At 56.7% G+C, this 16,972-nt stretch carries 19 protein-coding genes; 10 read left to right on the top strand and 9 right to left on the bottom strand.

The genetic code is table 11. From position 1 onward, the window contains the following. Nucleotides 1-5 precede the first annotated feature (5 nt). The 6 genes from FEM03_RS04690 to mazG all read left to right on the top strand — a co-directional run bounded on the left by FEM03_RS04690 (nt 6) and on the right by mazG (nt 6,354). Nucleotides 6-1,076 (top strand): endonuclease/exonuclease/phosphatase family protein, encoded by a 1,071-nt coding sequence (locus FEM03_RS04690; RefSeq protein ID WP_138085028.1) that lies wholly within the window; start codon nt 6-8, stop codon nt 1,074-1,076. Nucleotides 1,077-1,162: 86 nt separating this feature from the next. After that, nucleotides 1,163-1,765 (top strand): preprotein translocase subunit SecG, encoded by a 603-nt coding sequence (gene secG, locus FEM03_RS04685; RefSeq protein ID WP_138085027.1) that lies wholly within the window; start codon nt 1,163-1,165, stop codon nt 1,763-1,765. A gap of 40 nt (nt 1,766-1,805) precedes the next feature. Next, on the top strand, nt 1,806-3,395 hold the full coding sequence (locus FEM03_RS04680) for a peptide ABC transporter substrate-binding protein (protein WP_138085026.1): 1,590 nt from the start codon (nt 1,806-1,808) through the stop codon (nt 3,393-3,395). A gap of 95 nt (nt 3,396-3,490) precedes the next feature. Next, on the top strand, nt 3,491-4,027 hold the full coding sequence (accB, locus tag FEM03_RS04675; RefSeq protein ID WP_138085025.1) for an acetyl-CoA carboxylase biotin carboxyl carrier protein: 537 nt from the start codon (nt 3,491-3,493) through the stop codon (nt 4,025-4,027). 91 nt (nt 4,028-4,118) lie between these two features. Beyond that, nucleotides 4,119-5,483 carry an acetyl-CoA carboxylase biotin carboxylase subunit gene (gene accC / locus FEM03_RS04670; RefSeq protein ID WP_138085146.1) on the top strand — a complete coding sequence of 455 codons (1,365 nt, stop codon included), beginning with the start codon at nt 4,119-4,121 and terminating at the stop codon, nt 5,481-5,483. 106 nt (nt 5,484-5,589) lie between these two features. Then, a complete protein-coding gene (mazG, locus tag FEM03_RS04665; RefSeq protein ID WP_138085024.1) occupies nt 5,590-6,354 on the top strand; it encodes a nucleoside triphosphate pyrophosphohydrolase in 765 nt (254 codons plus the stop codon). A 31-nt stretch (nt 6,355-6,385) separates the two neighbouring features. On the opposite strand, the gene FEM03_RS04660 is transcribed toward mazG, so the two are convergent. The 3 genes from FEM03_RS04660 to FEM03_RS04650 all read right to left on the bottom strand — a co-directional run bounded on the left by FEM03_RS04660 (nt 6,386) and on the right by FEM03_RS04650 (nt 9,223). Next, the gene (locus FEM03_RS04660; RefSeq protein WP_166442627.1) at nt 6,386-7,627 is read right to left on the bottom strand and encodes a bifunctional folylpolyglutamate synthase/dihydrofolate synthase; all 1,242 of its coding nucleotides are present in this window, start codon (nt 7,625-7,627) and stop codon (nt 6,386-6,388) included. 64 nt (nt 7,628-7,691) lie between these two features. After that, entirely contained in the window at nt 7,692-8,444 is a 753-nt protein-coding gene (locus tag FEM03_RS04655; RefSeq protein ID WP_138085022.1) for a 16S rRNA (uracil(1498)-N(3))-methyltransferase, read from the bottom strand. 50 nt (nt 8,445-8,494) lie between these two features. Then, nucleotides 8,495-9,223: an RNA polymerase sigma factor gene (locus FEM03_RS04650; RefSeq protein WP_138085021.1), complete on the bottom strand. Its 729-nt coding sequence runs from the start codon at nt 9,221-9,223 to the stop codon at nt 8,495-8,497. 162 nt (nt 9,224-9,385) lie between these two features. Here FEM03_RS04650 and FEM03_RS04645 point away from each other — a divergent pair, with 162 nt between their 5' ends. Both FEM03_RS04645 and FEM03_RS04640 read left to right on the top strand, forming a co-directional pair. Next, nucleotides 9,386-9,751 carry a hypothetical protein gene (locus FEM03_RS04645; RefSeq protein ID WP_138085020.1) on the top strand — a complete coding sequence of 122 codons (366 nt, stop codon included), beginning with the start codon at nt 9,386-9,388 and terminating at the stop codon, nt 9,749-9,751. Next, nucleotides 9,741-10,355: a DUF6714 family protein gene (locus FEM03_RS04640; protein ID WP_206170873.1), complete on the top strand. Its 615-nt coding sequence runs from the start codon at nt 9,741-9,743 to the stop codon at nt 10,353-10,355. Before FEM03_RS04645 ends, FEM03_RS04640 begins: the two co-directional genes overlap by 11 nt. Before the next feature lie 142 nt (nt 10,356-10,497). Here FEM03_RS04640 and FEM03_RS04635 read toward each other — a convergent pair whose 3' ends face one another. The 6 genes from FEM03_RS04635 to FEM03_RS04610 form a co-directional block, all read right to left on the bottom strand. Then, nucleotides 10,498-11,910, bottom strand: a complete 1,413-nt coding sequence (locus tag FEM03_RS04635; RefSeq protein ID WP_138085018.1) for a pectate lyase — start codon at nt 11,908-11,910, stop codon at nt 10,498-10,500. A 109-nt stretch (nt 11,911-12,019) separates the two neighbouring features. Further along, entirely contained in the window at nt 12,020-12,454 is a 435-nt protein-coding gene (locus tag FEM03_RS04630; protein ID WP_138085145.1) for a YciI family protein, read from the bottom strand. Between the two features lie 337 nt (nt 12,455-12,791). Then, nucleotides 12,792-13,700 (bottom strand): N-acetylglucosamine-6-phosphate deacetylase, encoded by a 909-nt coding sequence (locus FEM03_RS04625; RefSeq protein WP_138085017.1) that lies wholly within the window; start codon nt 13,698-13,700, stop codon nt 12,792-12,794. Nucleotides 13,701-13,739: 39 nt separating this feature from the next. Next, entirely contained in the window at nt 13,740-13,979 is a 240-nt protein-coding gene (locus FEM03_RS04620) for an FmdB family zinc ribbon protein (RefSeq protein WP_138085016.1), read from the bottom strand. Then, complete coding sequence (locus tag FEM03_RS04615) at nt 13,976-14,776, bottom strand: hypothetical protein (RefSeq protein ID WP_138085015.1); 801 nt, start codon at nt 14,774-14,776, stop codon at nt 13,976-13,978. Before FEM03_RS04615 ends, FEM03_RS04620 begins: the two co-directional genes overlap by 4 nt. A 29-nt stretch (nt 14,777-14,805) precedes the next feature. After that, complete coding sequence (locus FEM03_RS04610; protein WP_166442626.1) at nt 14,806-15,210, bottom strand: biopolymer transporter ExbD; 405 nt, start codon at nt 15,208-15,210, stop codon at nt 14,806-14,808. Between the two features lie 156 nt (nt 15,211-15,366). Here FEM03_RS04610 and FEM03_RS04605 point away from each other — a divergent pair, with 156 nt between their 5' ends. Then, complete coding sequence (locus tag FEM03_RS04605) at nt 15,367-15,735, top strand: metallopeptidase family protein (protein WP_138085013.1); 369 nt, start codon at nt 15,367-15,369, stop codon at nt 15,733-15,735. A 105-nt stretch (nt 15,736-15,840) separates the two neighbouring features. Next, entirely contained in the window at nt 15,841-16,938 is a 1,098-nt protein-coding gene (locus FEM03_RS04600) for a tetratricopeptide repeat protein (RefSeq protein ID WP_138085012.1), read from the top strand. Nucleotides 16,939-16,972: the final 34 nt, after the last annotated feature.

The following is a 16,972-nucleotide window of genomic DNA, read 5'->3' as shown; positions in this document are numbered from 1 at the left end:
GACCTGTGAAAAACCCCCTTAAGCAACGGCCTCAATGGATCGGCCACCTCCCCCGCGTTCTGCATCTCCTTGCCTGTGTTGGCCTGGGACTGCTGACGCTTGCTGCGCTAGCAACCCCCTGGGCGGAATGGGTTGGCCAATTTGAAAAGTTCACCCATTTGGTGCTTCAGGAAGCCTTGGCGGCGGCGATGCTGGGGGCCTACTTTGCCTTCCAAAAACGCTGGAAGCGCGCGGCCCTTGCATCCTGTCTGGCGGCAGGATTCGCATGGCCGATGGCCCGATATTCCATCCCTGTTTCGCAGCCGTTGGTGAGTGCAGACGCGCAGACAGCCACCATGATGGTCTTTAACGTCTACCGAAAGAACCGGACTCCTGAAAAAGTGTTGGCTGCGCTCTTAAAAGAGGATCTCGACGTGCTTTTCCTGACGGAGGTCACCGATGAATGGGCGCAACTATTGAAGCCGCTGGCGGACCGCTATCCGCACCAACTGGCAGCGACGCCCTACGGCAACTGGTTGCTCAGCAAACATCCCATGGAGAAAACGGAAATTGTCCTGCTGGATTTCGAGCATGTGGTGGCGTCCAATGAAACCGCTGGGAAAGCGAGGGTGCCCGAAGGAAAACCGAAGTCAGAATCCTGGGGGGACAACGAATTGATGGTGGCCACCCTATTGATTAACGGGAAGCGAATCCGGATTGGAGCCATTCATCCGCCCACTCCGGTCAATCGCACCAAAAGATGGCAGCAAAAAGCGCAGGCGGCACTCTACCAGAAGGGATTGTTGGCCGATCCGGCCGCCGACGTATCCATACTGGCGGGAGACTTCAACACCACACCGTTTTCGCCGACCTTTCGCAGAATTGTGGAGACGACAAATTTGCGCCATGCGGCTCAAGGGTTCGGATGCATGCCGACCTGGGGTCCCCGATTGCCTTTCAACCCCATCCTTCCGGTGCTGGGAATTCCTCTTGATCATTTTTTGGTATCGGACCAAGCGAACGTGATGTCCTACGAGGTCGGCCCTGCACTGGGTTCAGATCATCGCTGGGTCAAAATGAAACTGGCTTTTGATTGAAAGGGAGCAGCCAGGCGGTTGCCTCCGAAAGCGCACGCATCTTTTCCTTGTGTGGGAAGACATCTGTGCCATAGTCACCACCCCTTATGGACATTTTAATCGGATTTCTCATGGTGCTGGAAGGCATTGTCTGCGCCCTCCTCATCCTTATCGTTTTGATGCAACGTCCTCGCCAGGAAGGACTTGGAGCAGCTTTCGGCGGCGGCATGACCGATCAGATGTTTGGTGCCCAGACGACCAACGTTTTGCAAAAAGGCACCACCTGGCTGGGCATTATGCTTTTTATCCTCACTTTTGCGGTCGCCGTTTTGATGGCTCATCGCAGTGGCGACCAGGACTTGAAGCCTCTCGTTGATGAATCCGACATCAAACCAGCCGCAACCGCTCCTGCGGAAGTGGCGATTCCGGCTACCGAGGCTTCTCCTGCCCCTGAGGCTGTCCCAGCTGCCACCGCACCTGTTCCTCCAACCGAAACACCGGTCCCAGCGCCCGCCGCAGCTCCTCAGCCTGCTGCTGAAACACCTGCTCCTGCGGCTCCTGCTCCGACACCTGCGCCTGAGCCAGCACCTGCTGCAACTCCCGCACCCACTCCAGCTCCAGCGGCTGAGGCACCAGCTCCTGTGGAACCAGCACCTGCTCCTGCCGCTGAGCCCACGCCGACTCCGGCTCCTGCCCCCGCTGCGAATTAAAAATTCGCGCGACGCCGTTATCGCGACATTATCTTAAGGGATGCGAGATTTACACCGCATCCCTTTTTTGTGCCTCGGCCTCGCTGCCCTGATGCTTGCCTGCTGCGGCGAGCTGCGGGAGCGTGCGGATCTCGTGTTCGTGAACAGCGCCGAGGTCGAAACGCTCGATCCCGCCCTGGTCACGGATCAGGTCAGCATGCGGGTGAGTGAAGCCTTGTTCGAGGGGCTTTGTCGGGGAACCGCCGATGGAAAAGCAGAACCGGGTTGTGCAGAACGTTGGGAGGTCAGCGAGGACAAAAAACGTTACACCTTCCACCTGCGGGCTGGATTGAAATGGAGCAATGGCGAGGCGCTGACGGCTCATGATTTCGTGCGTTCGTGGCAGCGGGTGCTCACCCCGGCGACGGCTTCCGATTATGCGTCACAGCTTTACCCTTTGCTTAATGCCAAGGCGTTTCATGAAGGGACGATCTCCGATTTCGCCCAGGTCGGGGTCAAAGCACTGGACGATCGGACTTTGGAAACGACGCTGGAGAATCCGATTCCGTATTGGATTGACCTCACCGCCTTTCTCACGCTGGCCCCGGTGCATGTGCCGACGGTGGAAAAATTTGGCGGTGGGTGGATCAAGCCGGACTCGATCGTCACCAACGGGCCTTATCGCATCAAGGACTGGCGCATTGATGACTTCATTCGTCTCACCAGAAGCCCGGATTATTGGGACCGGGCCAACGTCGGCATGGAAGTGGTGGACGTGCTGCCGATCTCAGACGCGAACACCGCATTGAACTATTTCATGACGGAGCAGGCAGACTTGTTGATGGACAAAGGGATGCTGCATCCATCGATCATCCCGAAGTTGAAAGAGCAGCCTTATTTCCACACCGGACCGTTCCTCGGCACCTGGTTCATCCGCTTCAACGTGACCAAAGCCCCTTTCACGGATGCCCGGGTGCGCCAGGCACTTGCACTAAGCGTGGATAAAAAACGCATCGTCGAAAAGATCACCCAGTTGGGTGAAAACACCGCTTTCTCCCTCGTGCCCCCCGGTGCGGGCAAAGATTATCAACCCCCGACTGGGTTGGATTTCGATCCGAAGCGAGCCCGCGAATTGCTGGCTGAAGCGGGCTTTCCCGGCGGCAAAGGTTTTCCGCGGATCGAGTATCTGCATCTCCCGCAGACCATTGAGCGGAACATTGCCGTCGAGCTGCAGGCCATGTGGCGGGAGAATCTGGGCATCACGGTCAATCTGGTCAAACAGGAGCAAAAAATCTGGCTTGCTTCGATGCGCGAGCTGTCTTTTGACATGTGCCGCTCCAGCTGGGTGGGGGATTACAATGATCCGAACACTTTCATTGAGATGTTCACCACAGGCAACGGCAACAATCGCACGGGTTGGACCAATTCGCGTTATGACGAGTTGATTCCTGCGGCGATGCGCGAGGCGGACATCGGACGTCGGCATGCCATTTTTAATGAGGCGGAGAAGCTTTTGGTCAGCACCGATCCGCCCATCATTCCGGTTTATCATTACGTGGGCGTGCAGTTTTACCGGGAAAATTTGGAGGGCGTGCGGGCGAACATGATCGACAACCATCCGTTTCGGGCCATGCGGTGGAAGAAAAAGTAGAAGGCTCGTCCCGAGCGCGACGTTGGCTGAGGACACTTTCCTTCTTGCCAAGCGGGCGATTCTCGTTTCATGTTTGTCTCCTCAACATCAACTACATGGACGAACAACATTCCCAGCATGAAGACCAAGGTTTGGACTTGAAAGAGATCCGCCAGATCGTGGATCTCATGAGCAAGAACGACCTTTCTTTTTTCCACCTCGAGCACGGCTCGTTCAAGATCAAACTCCGTCGCGGCACCGATGTCGAAGCGGCGAAAGATCTGCTTTCCAAAATGCCGGTCACCCAGGGTGCCATGGCCGCCGCTCCAATGATGGCTGCACCGATCGCAGCCGCTCCCGTGGCTCCGGCCCCCGTGGCAGCCGCTCCGGCAGCCGCAGCCCCTGAAGCAGCCAGCAGCGGACCAACCATCAATTCCCCAATGGTGGGAACTTTCTACCGCTCGCCCGGACCGAAAGAAAAAGTGTTCATCAATGTGGGTGACACGGTCGACGAGAATACGGTGGTTTGCATCATCGAAGCCATGAAGGTGATGAACGAAATCAAAGCCGAGGCGCGCGGAACCATCGCCCGAATCCTTGTGGACGATGCCAAACCCGTCCAATACGGCCAGGCGCTGTTCGAACTGAAGTAGCAGGGACCGTCATTCCATGACCGGCAAGCCGGTTTTTCAGTAGTGTCACTGCCGCTTTTTCTTTCGTCTCCCGTCCTTCATCTTCATGCCAATGTTCAAAAAAGTTCTCGTCGCCAACCGTGGTGAAATCGCGCTCCGCGTCATTCGCGCCTGCAAGGAACTCGATGTCAAAACCGTCGCCGTTTATTCTGAAGCGGATGTCGACTCCATGCACGTCCAGCTCGCCGATCAGGCCATCTGCATCGGGCCTGGTCCCAGCACGGAGAGTTACTTAAAGATCCCGCGCATCATTGCGGCGGCTGAGATCGCCAATGTCGACGCCATCCATCCCGGCTACGGCTTTTTGAGTGAGAAAGCCGAGTTCGCGGAAATTTGCGACCGTTGCAAGATCAAGTTCATCGGGCCTTCCTCAAAAGTGATCTCGATGATGGGCGACAAAAACACCGCACGCGCTACTGCACGGCGGCTCGGAGTGCCCATCACTCCCGGGTCCGATGGGGTGATCGAAACCGAGGACGAAGCCATGGAAGTGGCGCGCGCCATCGGATTGCCAGTGATGATCAAGGCCTCCGCCGGTGGTGGTGGTCGTGGCATGCGTCCCGTTCTCAACGAGGCAACCCTGCGCTCCAGCTATCAACAGGCCAGCATGGAAGCGCTGAAGTGTTTCGGCGATGGATCGGTTTACATGGAAAAGCTCGTGGAGCGTCCGCATCACATCGAGTTCCAAATGGTGGCCGACAGCCACGGCAACGTCATTCATCTGGGCGAACGCGATTGCTCGATGCAGCGTCGCAACCAGAAGATCATTGAAGAATGTCCGTCGCCGAAGATCTCCGATGCAATGCGCAAAGAGATGGGCGATGCCTCCGTGAAATTGTGCCGCGAAATCGGTTACGAGAACTGCGGGACGATCGAATACCTTGTCGACAACGACGGCAAAAATTTCTATTTCATGGAAATGAACACCCGGATTCAGGTGGAGCATCCCATTACCGAAGAAGTCTATGGTTGTGACCTGATCAAGGAGCAGATTCAAATTGCCGCGGGCATGCCCTTGTCCGAACACATTTTGAAGAGCCAGCCGCGCCACCACTCCATCGAGTGCCGGATCAATGCGGAAGATCCGTTCAACAATTTCCAGCCGAGCCCTGGAAAAATCCACCATTGGTATGCTCCTGGCGGTCGTGGGGTGCGGGTCGATACGCACGTTTATTCCGGTTACACGGTGCCTCCGTATTACGACAGCATGATTGCCAAACTGATCGTTACCGCGGCCACCCGCGATGCGGCCATCAAGCGCATGCGTCGGGCTTTGAGCGAGTTTCAGATTGAAGGCATCAAGACAACGATTCCGTTACAAAGCAAAATTCTGACGACCTCAGATTTCCAGCAAGGCAACTACGACATCACCTGGGTGGAGAACTTCCTGCGTCAGGAAGGCCTCGTGAAAGGTTGAGGGCCAGGCCTCTGTGGTTTGTGGTTTTTCTGGAAACCCCGCAGGGCTGGACTAGGGTGCCCACGTGGCCTCCCATCAAAGACCAACTCACTCAGAACTTGAACCCATGGCGCAACTACGCGCCGTTATGCACGAACTGCGTGCGCCCGGCGGATGCCCATGGGACGCCGAGCAGACGCATGACTCATTGATCCCGCATTTGCTTGAGGAGGCTTACGAAGTGGCAGAGGCGGCACGAAGCGGTGACATGGCGCATTTTTGTGAAGAGCTGGGAGACCTGCTTCTGCAGCCGGTGTTTCATGCCGAGATCGCCAGCGAAGACGGGGGATTCACGTTTGATGACATCGCGCGCGGAATCAGCGAGAAGCTGATTCGACGTCATCCGCACGTGTTTGGCGATGCGACGGCGGCAACCTCGGATGCGGTGTTGACGCAGTGGGAGGCGATCAAACGGGTGGAAAAGGGATCACAAAAATCGGCCCATCTTGACGGCATCTCCCATGGCCTCCCCGCATTGATGCGTGCTCAAAAATTGCAACGCAAAGCCGGCAAAGTGGGATTCGACTGGCCGGATGCGACGCCGGTGCTGGATAAAATTCGCGAGGAAACGGTGGAAATTGAAGAAGCCATTGTCGCAGGTGATCCGCAGAATATCGCGGAGGAGGTTGGCGATTTGTTGTTCGCCGTCGTCAATCTCGCCCGCAAGTTGGGGGTGGATGCCGAGACCGCTCTGGTCGCTGCGAATCACAAATTCGAGCGCCGCTTTGGACAGGTGGAATCAACCCTGGCGGAGCGCGGTCGGGTGATGACCGACTGCACCTTGGCAGAGATGGATGCGGTTTGGGACGAGGTGAAGATTGCGGAGAAATAACGGCAGGGTCCGCAGCAGCGAATTTCCATTCCTACTGCAAGCTGCTCTGGAACCACTCCTTCTCGCCGCGCAACTGCGCCAGCACTTCGCCGACGAGATAGAGCGAACCGGTCACCAGCACACGTTCCGGATGTTTGCGGGCGCTGTTGAGGGCGTGTTCCGGGCTGGCATGGACGGAGCTTTGCATCTGGTCTCCGTAGAGGGATTTTAGATGGCCCTGAACGTCTTCTGGAAGTTCGGCGCGCTGACTTTCAAAGTTGGTAAAGTGCCACCCGGCGGCGATCGATTGCAGCGAGCGAAGCAGAGGCACGAGTTCGCGTCCCTTCACACAGCCAAAGACGATTTGAGCCCTTTCGCGCTGGAAAAACTGCTGCCAGACGCGCACAAGGGTGTCGATGGAATCCTGGTTGTGCGCTCCATCCAGCACCATGTTCTCGTTGTCAAAACGCTGGAATCTCGCAGGCCATTCGACGTCGCGCAATCCTTGCCGAAGCACCGGTTCACGGGGTTTGAAACCGGCGGCTTTGAATGCAGCAACCGCAAGGGTGGCATTCCACAACTGATGCTGGCCCAGCAGGCCGATCTGGTATCCGCGAATCGGGGTGGTGACGATCGTCAGCGGGGCTCCGCGTTCGCGTGCGGTGTCGGCGATGATTTTCATCACCTCGGGTTTCTGTTTGATGGTGACCACGGGCACTCCCGGTTTGATGATGCCCGCCTTCTCGCTCGCGATGGCTTCAAGCGTGTTGCCAAGGGAGCTTTGGTGATCGAAACCGATGTTGGTGATGACGCACACCTCCGGGGTGATGGTGTTGGTGGCATCGAGCCGGCCACCCATGCCGGTTTCCAGCACGGCCCATTCCAGTTCGCGTTTGCGGAACCAATCCATGCCCAGGGCAAAGGTCAGCTCGAAAAAAGTTGGCGGCGTCTGCCAGTCGGCGGTGATTTTTTTGAGGGTTTCGATCCCTCGTGAAATCTCAGCGCTGGAGATTTGACGCTCGCCATCGCGGATCCGTTCGCGAAAATGCACCAGGTGCGGGGAGGTGAACAGTCCGGCGGAGAGGCCCGAAGCCCGAAACAGGCCGTGTAAAAACGCACAAACGCTGCCCTTGCCGTTGGTGCCGGCGACATGGATGTATTTTTGCCCTTCCTTGGGCAAACCGAGAACGCCGAGCAGTTTGCGCGTATTATCCAGCCCCAACTTGATGCCAAAAAGCTGGGTGCTGTAAAGCCACTCCAGGGCGGCTCGTTCAGTTGGCGTTTCGTTCAGCACAGGGAGAGCGTAGCAAAGCGGGGCGAGAATCCCACCAGATTTTTGTATCGGTTTGTAAGGATGGTTAATGAGGGCGGTTCAGCATCAGCTCGTGCGTCAACACGCTCAAGCAGAACATCGCGGCCGTTTCAACCCGCAAAATGATGGGCCCCAGGGTGATAGGCTGGCAGCCTTGAGATCGTGAGAGAACATATTCGGCGTCGCTGAAATCGCCTTCGGGTCCAATGGCTACCAGCACGCTTGCTGGAGCGGTGGGCTGGTTTCTGATGACCGATTTAAGGCTCAAGGAATCGGTCTGCAAGGCGGCGATCAAGCGAAGATCGTGTTGGGGCAGCGAAGGCCAGCATGATTCAAATGCCATCGGCGCATGAACTTGAGGAAGCCAGTTTTGTCCGCATTGCTTGCAGGCTTCCAATGCCATGCGTTGCCATTTGGCCTGTTTTTTTTCAATCTCGCCGTCCTTCAGTTTCACCACGGTGTGGGCGGTCATGACTGGATGAATGTGTTGCACGCCCAGTTCCACGGCTTTTTCGATGATCAGTTCCATGTTGCCTCCCTTGGGAATGGCTTGCAGCAGGGAGATCTGCACCGGTGGCGGATCGGCCTGCGCGGACTCCAACACTTCAAGCTCGACCCGCTTTGGCGAAGCATGGGTGATGCGCGTTCTCGCCGAGCGACCCGCGCCGTCAAACACCGTCAGTTCATCGCCAACTCCACGACGCATGACCGAGGCGCAATGGTGCGCCTCATTCCCTTCAAGCATCAGAGGCCCTTCGCTCCACGAAGCTGGGGAAACAAAAAATCGAGGCAATGCCATGGAGGTTACGGAACACCGCACGATGAGAAAGCCAAGCCGAAAAATTTGATTCAGTCCTTGCGGAAAACCGCAATCAAAGACGCGATTTCGTTTTTCACATCTTCTTTATTGTCAACGGTTTGCAGAACTTCTTCCTCCAGCGTGTCACGATAATCTTTCAGCATCCGGCTCAATGCCACACGAATGGCGGTTTCGGACATGTTGAGCTTTTGGCTGAAAAAGGCCGCATCCTCGCCCTTCAGCGAACCACCATCCATCAGCACCGGCTGCAATTTTTGGAACAGCGCCAGCTTCTTCTTTGTGCTGTAGCGTTGTTCCAGCACGGCAAGCACCCGATTCAGAAGTTCCTGGCTCCATTTGCGGTCGAAGATCCTTTCAGGGGTGTCTGCTTCAGAGAAGTTCTCGCGTTGGTAGCGATCTTCGAGGTGGGCGACGTCGATGGCCAGATTGGCGGCCCTCAATTCGTGGCGTCTGTCCCGTTTCCAGTTGATGAGGAAACGATACAGAGAGGTCGCCAAAAAAGAGCGAAGGCGGCCTTTTTGAGCTTTTGCTTGTTTGAAAGAATCCAACCGCAACAGCTTGGCGAGGAAGTCATGCAAGGCGTCCTCGCCATCGTGATGATCGAATCCGCGCCGCCGAATGTAACAATAGAGGGGATAGTGATATTGGGTGCACAAATCCTCCAGGGCGCGACGGGACACCTCCTCACTTTCGTCCTTCAAACGCTCAATCAGCGTCCAGCTCGTGTTAGGGAAATGTCCATCCGAACCATGTTGCATTCCCTATATAGTGACAAGGCTATCCCCGCTCTGCAAACCCGAAAGCGCGTCATCGAACACAAAGTTCGGGAAGTTTGTAACAATCGGAACCTCTTTGGGTAACCAAGGGAGAACAGCCATCCCCACCTCATGCAATACGTCATACTCCCACCGATCCCCCTGATGAATGCTCCCCTCAACCAATTCGCCACACCCCCGGCCAAGGAACAGATTTTGTGGCTCAAAAATTTCCGGAAAAAAGTGGGTGAACGACATTCCCAATGGTCGGTTGATCCCATGGTGGCCGTGGCCGTTGAAGCGGACGCCACCCGGTTGATTGATCTTCTTGATCCCATGGGCGGAAAAGAACATTACCGCACCACGTCCGAGGAATACGTGCCCACGCCCTCAGGTCCCCCTGAAGACTTTCTCAACGTGGCGCACAAGGACAGTGGTGCCCTTAACCGCATTCTTTCGTTCATTGGATATCTCCAATCTCGTTCGGATTATACCCCGGACATCGGTCGGGAATTGGGACTTGCCGATTAATGATCATTTTTTGTGCCGCCAGCCTCGTCCTGCGTCAAATTCGTCGATTTTGACGCCCATGAAACGCACAACTCAAGCTGAGATCGACGAAATGCGAGCCCGTGGATATGATCAAGTGATCATCCGGGAGGCGAAGTTCAGTAGGGTGCGCACGGCCATGGCAGAGCAATTGATCGGGCGGGTGCGCGAGGCATTCAAAGGCGTCGAGCTGGGTGGCGGAGTGGGCTTGTTGCAGGGCATCGCGCTCGACGACTACGCGAGCCCGGAGGTTATTGGGCAGCATCGTGCGATGGATGAAAAGAAGGATTGGGAGCGGCTGGAGGTGAAACAGCTCAATCGTGCCAGCCTGTGCTTTTTTGATGCTTTCGGGGTGAGATTTCACCTTCCTGCTTTGATGGTGGCGGATCTCAAGGGGGAGCTTGATATGAGTCTTGCATTTTTTCTAACCAGGCTGGACGAGCTTGGCCTGGCGCAGTTTGCGGCTTTGTCTGGCCCGCAAAGATCCGTGGTTCGCGAGTATCTTCTGTTTATAAAGGATGATCCGGGTGATACTTATTATCGAAAGGAGATTGATCGGGCGTTGGAAGAATACTGGGTTGCGTGAGGTCCTATCACTTTTTCTTGTCCATCAAGTTCGCTGCGCCTGCGGTCTTTTTGAGCGCGCGGTTCAGGAGTGAGCCCCGCGCCGACGAATTGCCCAGGTCACCTTTAGATAACAACGGCTGTCCGTATTTCTTCCTGCCAGCTTAACGCAGTAAAAACCGGCACAGCAGTTCTACATTGTCCGAAAACACTGCGCTGGAGATAAATGGCTGACCTTGTTTGAATTTCGGCTGGCCTACCAACATGCCGCCTTCGTATCGACTGATCCAGCGTCCTTCTCCATCCATGGCGGACAGGACACGCCCCACTTCAGCTTGATCAGGCAAAGTTTTCACCCCGGCATGATTTGGACGCAAGGCGGCCATTGCATCATCGATCTCTGCCAGCTTCGAATCGTTTTGCCAGCCATAGTGTTTCGGCAGATCTCTGGCATCATGCGTGAGTTGATAGTCCTCCGTCATGTAGAGAGGACGGTTCGTCTTCAACTCATAGTATCGCGACAGCCTTCCGTCAGGAAGCAATGACTTTTGCAAGTAAGCTCGTGCAGCGGGAATCGGCGCCACGAAACGCGCTTCGCGAGTGAGTTTGGCAATGCGGATTAACGTTAACATGGCGTCCTCGGTTTCACGACCCGCAATCGCGGGAGGTTCGAACTTTCGTGCCCAGATTGGTCGCATCTCCGCATCATATTGTTGCGCCCATCCTGGCTGTGGTTCAGGCATTTGGGCGAGCAGAAGAAACTCCCCCAGTCTTATCAGAGATTGCCTGCCGCGCATGTCACCGCGCACGGTTACCACGTCCTCCAGAGTTGCCGCGACCTGTCCGCACACGCCGTCATTCAAGGTGTAATGCTCCCAGTAGTTTTTGATTCTGTTTTCCGTGCGCCAGTCATAGTCGGGATATTGTGCCTTCACCACCGGACGCTTTTCCACTGGTGCCATCCAACCCTGTGGAAATCCGCCGTTGGGAAACTGAGCCGCCAACAAGGCATTCAAAGCGACATCCAGTGCCTCCTTCAACCCCTCCACTTTGCCCGACGACGCCTTCTCGACCCTCATCAAAAACCTCAAGGTTGCCTGGGTGATGCCGTCATCCAGAGTCGAGAAATTTTTCCCCTTCGCCTTGCCTTTCCCATTGCGATAGGCGGATACCTGCGAACCATTCGAGTCGAAATCAATCGCATTGGTCCATCCGCCCGATTCTAACTGGCCGTAAAGCAACGCCTGTGCGGCTTCTTGCGCTGTCTGCAAATAACTGGATTCGCCGGTCGCTTCAAATGCCTTCAGAAAAGCCATGCCCACGCGAGGCGTCCCGGGTTCCTGAACCCAGATTTGATCATTCGTCGCTTTCCCTTCTCCCCACCTCTCCTGCAGATCCGGACTGTAATAATAGACATAACCTCCATGCGTGGCCACTTGGGTCCGAAAAAAGTCCGCTGCCCGCCGCAGTCCCAATCTCACCGCCGATTCAGTGTCTGATGCACGAAGCGAGCCTGCCACGCCTCCGGCCAGCATTCCCAAAAACGTCCGACGCGAGGTTGCATTGTGAACATGCATGTTCGGCAGCTTGACGAAAAACCTATTGTTGGTCAATCCAATTTCGACGGGATGAAAAACAAGCAATCAATCGTTCGCCAAGAGAATGCCGTAACGCTCCGGCATCGGCTCACGAGCCAAACTGACGCTCGATTTCGCTGCGCAGGCGGTCTTCCTGGGCGCGTAGTTCCGGGGTGAGTTCTTCGCCAAAATCTTCCATTTCATAGAAGGGGCGAATCTCGATTTCGGCCTGGCCTCCGGGCATCGGATCGGGGCAGCGCCGCACCCATTCCACGGCTTCGTCCATGGATTCCACCTTCCAGATCCAGAATCCAGACACGAGACTTTGGGTGTTTTCAAAGGGGCCATCGATGACGCTCTTTTCTCCGTTCGAGAACTTCACGCGTTTGCCATGGCTGCTGGGTTTCAGTCCATCTCCAGACATCAGCACTCCAGCGTTCACCAGGTCCTCATCGAAGCCGCCCATTTGGGCAAGCAGGTCTTCGTCGGGCATCACTCCGTCTTCGGATTCTTTCGTCGCTTTGATGATAACCATGACTCTCATTGTGTTGATTCCTTTAAGTTTGATGGATGGTTGGGTGGAGATCTTGGCCGCAGTATTGCATCTACAGTGACTCCGTTCGAAAAGACGACGAATGAGTTCGGACATAAAGGACCGCGCGGACATTTTTTTCTTGGACTACGACGCACTCGTCACGGAGTGCTGCGGCCTGCCGCAGCTGTAGGGGGGCAGCCTGCTGCGCTGTGGCAGGAGACGATTTGGCAGCGTTTGCAATAGTTGATACGAACCGGCAGGCCGGTTCTGAAAAAGCTGCGGCAAGCCGCAGCAGTCCACCGCGCTATGCGCCGAACTGCGATCCGAATCAATGAGCCTTCTTGCTTCACCCGGCGACACCGAGGGCAGTCAGCGGGTTTTTGAAGGTCAATTGATGGAGCTGGGTTTCGTCGAGGCAAAGCTGATCGAGGGCAAAGGTTTGCATGCGCGGCCAGGTGATGGTGCTGCCAACGAAGTGGCTGTTGTCGGGAGAGCGGGCAACGAGGTCTTCACCGATGTCGAGTTCCCACGAGCCAAGAGTGTGGCGGCCTGGACCGAGGCGGGCAGCGCTGATAGCGTCGGTGACCAGAATGCTGCGATCAATGCCCGCAGCGCGAAGATAGTTTTTGAGGGCGAAGGGTTCGATGTGGACTCCGTCTGCGATAAAGCAAATCCACAGTCTCTCGTGGAGGGAGAGGGCGCGTTGGATGATGTTGTCATGCCGGTGCAGATCTTTGGGGCAGCCGTTCCCGAGATGGGTGAACATGCGCAGGCCGTGGTCGCAGGCAGCATTGAGGATGTCGAGAGTCGGATTGCAATGGCCCGCAGCAACGCAAATGCCTTGGGAGGTGAGCCATTGGGTGGTGGTGAAGCCTGTGTCGAGTTCAGGCGCGAGGGTGACGAGAAGGGCGAGGTCACCGGCAGCTTCCAAGAGGCGCTTGGCGTCGTCAGGATGGGCGGGTTTGACGAAGCGGGCGGGATGGGCACCCACGTAGCCCGGTTCGGGGCTGATGAACGGGCCTTCAATGTGGATGCCAGCGATGATTTTTTGGGCGAGGGGATCCTGGCTGATCAGTTGGACCAGATTGCGCAGCCGGCGGCACATGGCATCCAAGTCATCGGTGATGATGGTGGCCAGGATGCCGAAGACGCCGTCCTGTTCGAGGCATTGACAGGCATGGTGGAGCGCGTCGGCGTTGAGCTGGTCGCTGTTGAAATCGGCCCCTGCGTAGCCGTTGATTTGGAGGTCAAACATCGGCGGAAGCGGTGACGGAATGAAAATCAGAATGAGATCCTAAATCGGCTTGGGTTTGAGCGCTTCGTTGAGGGAGCCGCATTTGGGACAGGCCGTAAGGTTTTGTTTTTGCAGATTCTCGTAAATGTTGCCGCAGATCCGACAGGAAACGAGGTCCTCGCGCGCGCGTTTTTCGAAACGACGCTGGCGCACGACGGCGGCGATCCACACGATTCCCAGCAGGGCAATGCCGACGGCCATCCCGATGAGGAGAAGCGTGGAAAGAGAAACCTGAATCATGGTGCATCACTCCATTCAAACGAGATCTCACCCCACTGTGTTGCGGAAGATGTGTGTTGGGTTGTTGCTTCCGGGGTCTGAGGCAGGGCGGCAAAACGAAGACGGCGAACGCGTTCTGTCAGCAGGCTGGCGGCGGCGGCTTGATCAGGATTGGTCAGTGGCAGGGCGAAGGTGATGCGTCCATCGGGAGCGACGGCGATTTTGAAGCGGCAGGTGCTGGGGTCGGTGAGGGGAACTTCGGAAAGGTCGGGGAGGGTGCGCGGGAGTCGTGCCTCGGCCAGTCCGTGGAATTTCATGCGCAGACGGGGAGTGCGTGTTTTGGCCTTGCCTGAGGAACTGATCTGGGGAGGCAACTCTTTGAGTTCGCTGAGGTCAAGCGGCGGCAGCACCGGGGCGTCGACGTCGATGAGCCGGGGAGGAGGCGCGGTGAAGGGACGATGAGGAAGATCCTGGAGAACGAGCTGGTGCCCTTCAAAGCTGGGACGAAAAACGGGGGCCAGACGTTGCAGGGAAGGGGAGTTGTCCTGGTGATTGCGGGTGGGGAGCAGCAGATAGTCGACGTCGCGAACCCGATTCATGATGGCGGTGGTGGCGGGATTGCCAGCGTCGAACATGACGACCTGATGAGGAACAGGCGTGAAGCGTTCAGATTGTGGATAGACAACCCTGAACACGTAAAAAAAGGCCGCGATGCCAACGATCACGATGAGCAGTGCCAGCATCAGCCGACCGAACCGACCGCGCGCTGGCGTCCAGTCAAAGATCAATGGCAGGGAGCTGGAGACTTTAGGAGGCATGCGAAATTCGATCAGTTTATCGCGCGACTCTACTGGGGGGTTGGGTCGGTGGCGTAGCCGACTTCATAACCGAGTTCCAAAGCAACATTCATGGCCTTTTGCACCCAGTCGAACGGAGCCATCTTGTCGATGTGCAGAATGGCGCGGCGACTGCCATCCTCCTTGGCTTGCAAGCCGGACCGCAGCGTGAAGATGTCGACCGGTTCCCCGTCGAGGTAAAAGGTTTGGGAGGCGCTGGTGGTGACGGTGATGATTCGGGCCCGTTCGAAGCTGCTGAGTCGTGAACCGCTGTGCGGAAGGGCGACGCCAATGCCGCTTTGAACAACGAAGCTGGAACTCAGCAGCAAAAAGATGAGCAGCACCAACAGCACATTGAGTCCTGGGCCGAGGTAGAGCCAGAAGGACTGTTTGGGCAAATGGCTGACGAGCTTCATGTGCGGGTTCGGAAAATAGAAACAGAGTGATGGCGCGCGCGGTGGACATCCTGCCCCGGGAATGGGCGAACGACCAGCAATTTTTCGCTTCAAATGGAGGGCTCCAGACATGATTCGGCTGGTTGTGCAGACACGTGGTGCTGCTAGCATGACTTGATGCATCCACGACTCCTGCGACTGGCAAAAACCGAAGTGCAGCGCGCTCTTGAACGTCTGCCCCCGGAGGTGCGGGAAGCGGCGGAGGAGTGCGCGGTCAGCTTTGAAGATTTGGCTGAGGCGCTGGAGGGAGACGACACTTTGGAAGAGGATATTTTGGGGTTGTTTGAGGGGTTTAGCCGGCTCGATCCCCTCCCGGGCGCTCCGGATGAGATGCCGTGCATCCGGCTGTTTTTGGACAGCATTTGGGAACATGTAGGCGGCAATGTCCGCAGATATCGTCGCGAAGTGCGTATCACCTGGCTGCATGAGCTTGGCCACTACCTCGGTTGGGGGGAGGAAGAGGTGGAGGCGCTCGGTTTGGGATGAATTTTCGGAAGTGTGCGGCGTCAAATGACGGCTCCGCCGATGCCTTGAGCCATTGACACAATTGCTCCAGACCCCTAGGATGTTTTTTTAGAATAAAATGGCCCCATGAGCAAAACTGCCACGATCCTCAGCGCCGAAAGCGAACGAGCCCAGCTCGTGGCGCAGGTGATTCTGTGCAGTCTGGCGACCGTTTGCACGGTGGGCGTGATTTGGGCGGTCGGCCAGCAGGATGGCAAAACAGGCTCCGTGCCTCGCGCTATGGCTCCCGACAACACCGTCATTGCGCCAGAGCCAGAACCCGTTTTCACCCTTCCCAGCGTGCCGCCAGAGCTGACATCGAGTTCAATCGCGCGTGAGTCATCGATTCTTCCTCCAGCTGCTCCCTTTCCCCAACCAGCGGCTTCGATCACTCCGCCTCGGGTGCCGGCGATGCCTCCGACGTCGCTTCCCCCCGGTCGCGAGCTGAAAAATCCTCAAATCGTTGAGGGCGTAAAGGTTGCGCGTCTCGCCCGCGAGGCTGGAGACACCGCCACTGCGCTCGAATCGCTGCGCGCTGCCGATCTGCGTGAACCGCAGCATCCAGAAATCCTCAGCGAAATGGCCCTGACCTATGAGGCCATGGGTCTCGTGGACAAGGCGAAAGCCTTGTGGCGTGCGATTCTTGCCATGGGCGAGGCCCAGGCAGGCGGCTACTACATGATGGCGAAGAATAAGATGGAGAGTATTCCGATGCCTTCGACTCCGGTGAACTCCAGTCCCATCCAGCTTGGCGACTGTGAGGTCCTGCGCACGCCGCATGAAAGTGGAGGTGAACGGGTGACGGTGCGCGTTCCCATCGTCGCCGCTCCCGGGGCGGTGATCGATCCAGGACAAATGGACATTCACGTGTTTCTTTTTGAGCAGGTGAACGATGGCGAACGTATCGAACAAGTGCGCGCGGAAGCTCCACAACAAAGATGGGCGAGCGATCCGATCGACTGGACCGCACCCGAAGGCGAAATTTTGGAAATCACTTATGACCTTGCAGCCCCTACTCCCGAAGAATTGCGCAACCTCGGCAACCGATCATTCCATGGATACATTGTGAAACTTTTCTATCAGAACAAACTCTCCGGCGAACAATCCCATCCGCCCACCTTGCAGGACTTCCCCCCCCGCAGCGCCCCTCCGGCTGGCCTGGACAATGCTCTCTTCCCCAAGTGAACAGCCACGGCCAATGGTAATCCTCTACGTAGAT

This window comes from Phragmitibacter flavus (genome assembly GCF_005780165.1).
In the GTDB taxonomy this organism is placed as follows: Bacteria; Verrucomicrobiota; Verrucomicrobiia; order Verrucomicrobiales; family Verrucomicrobiaceae; genus Phragmitibacter; species Phragmitibacter flavus.
This window is presented reverse-complemented; position numbering and strand designations above follow the sequence as displayed.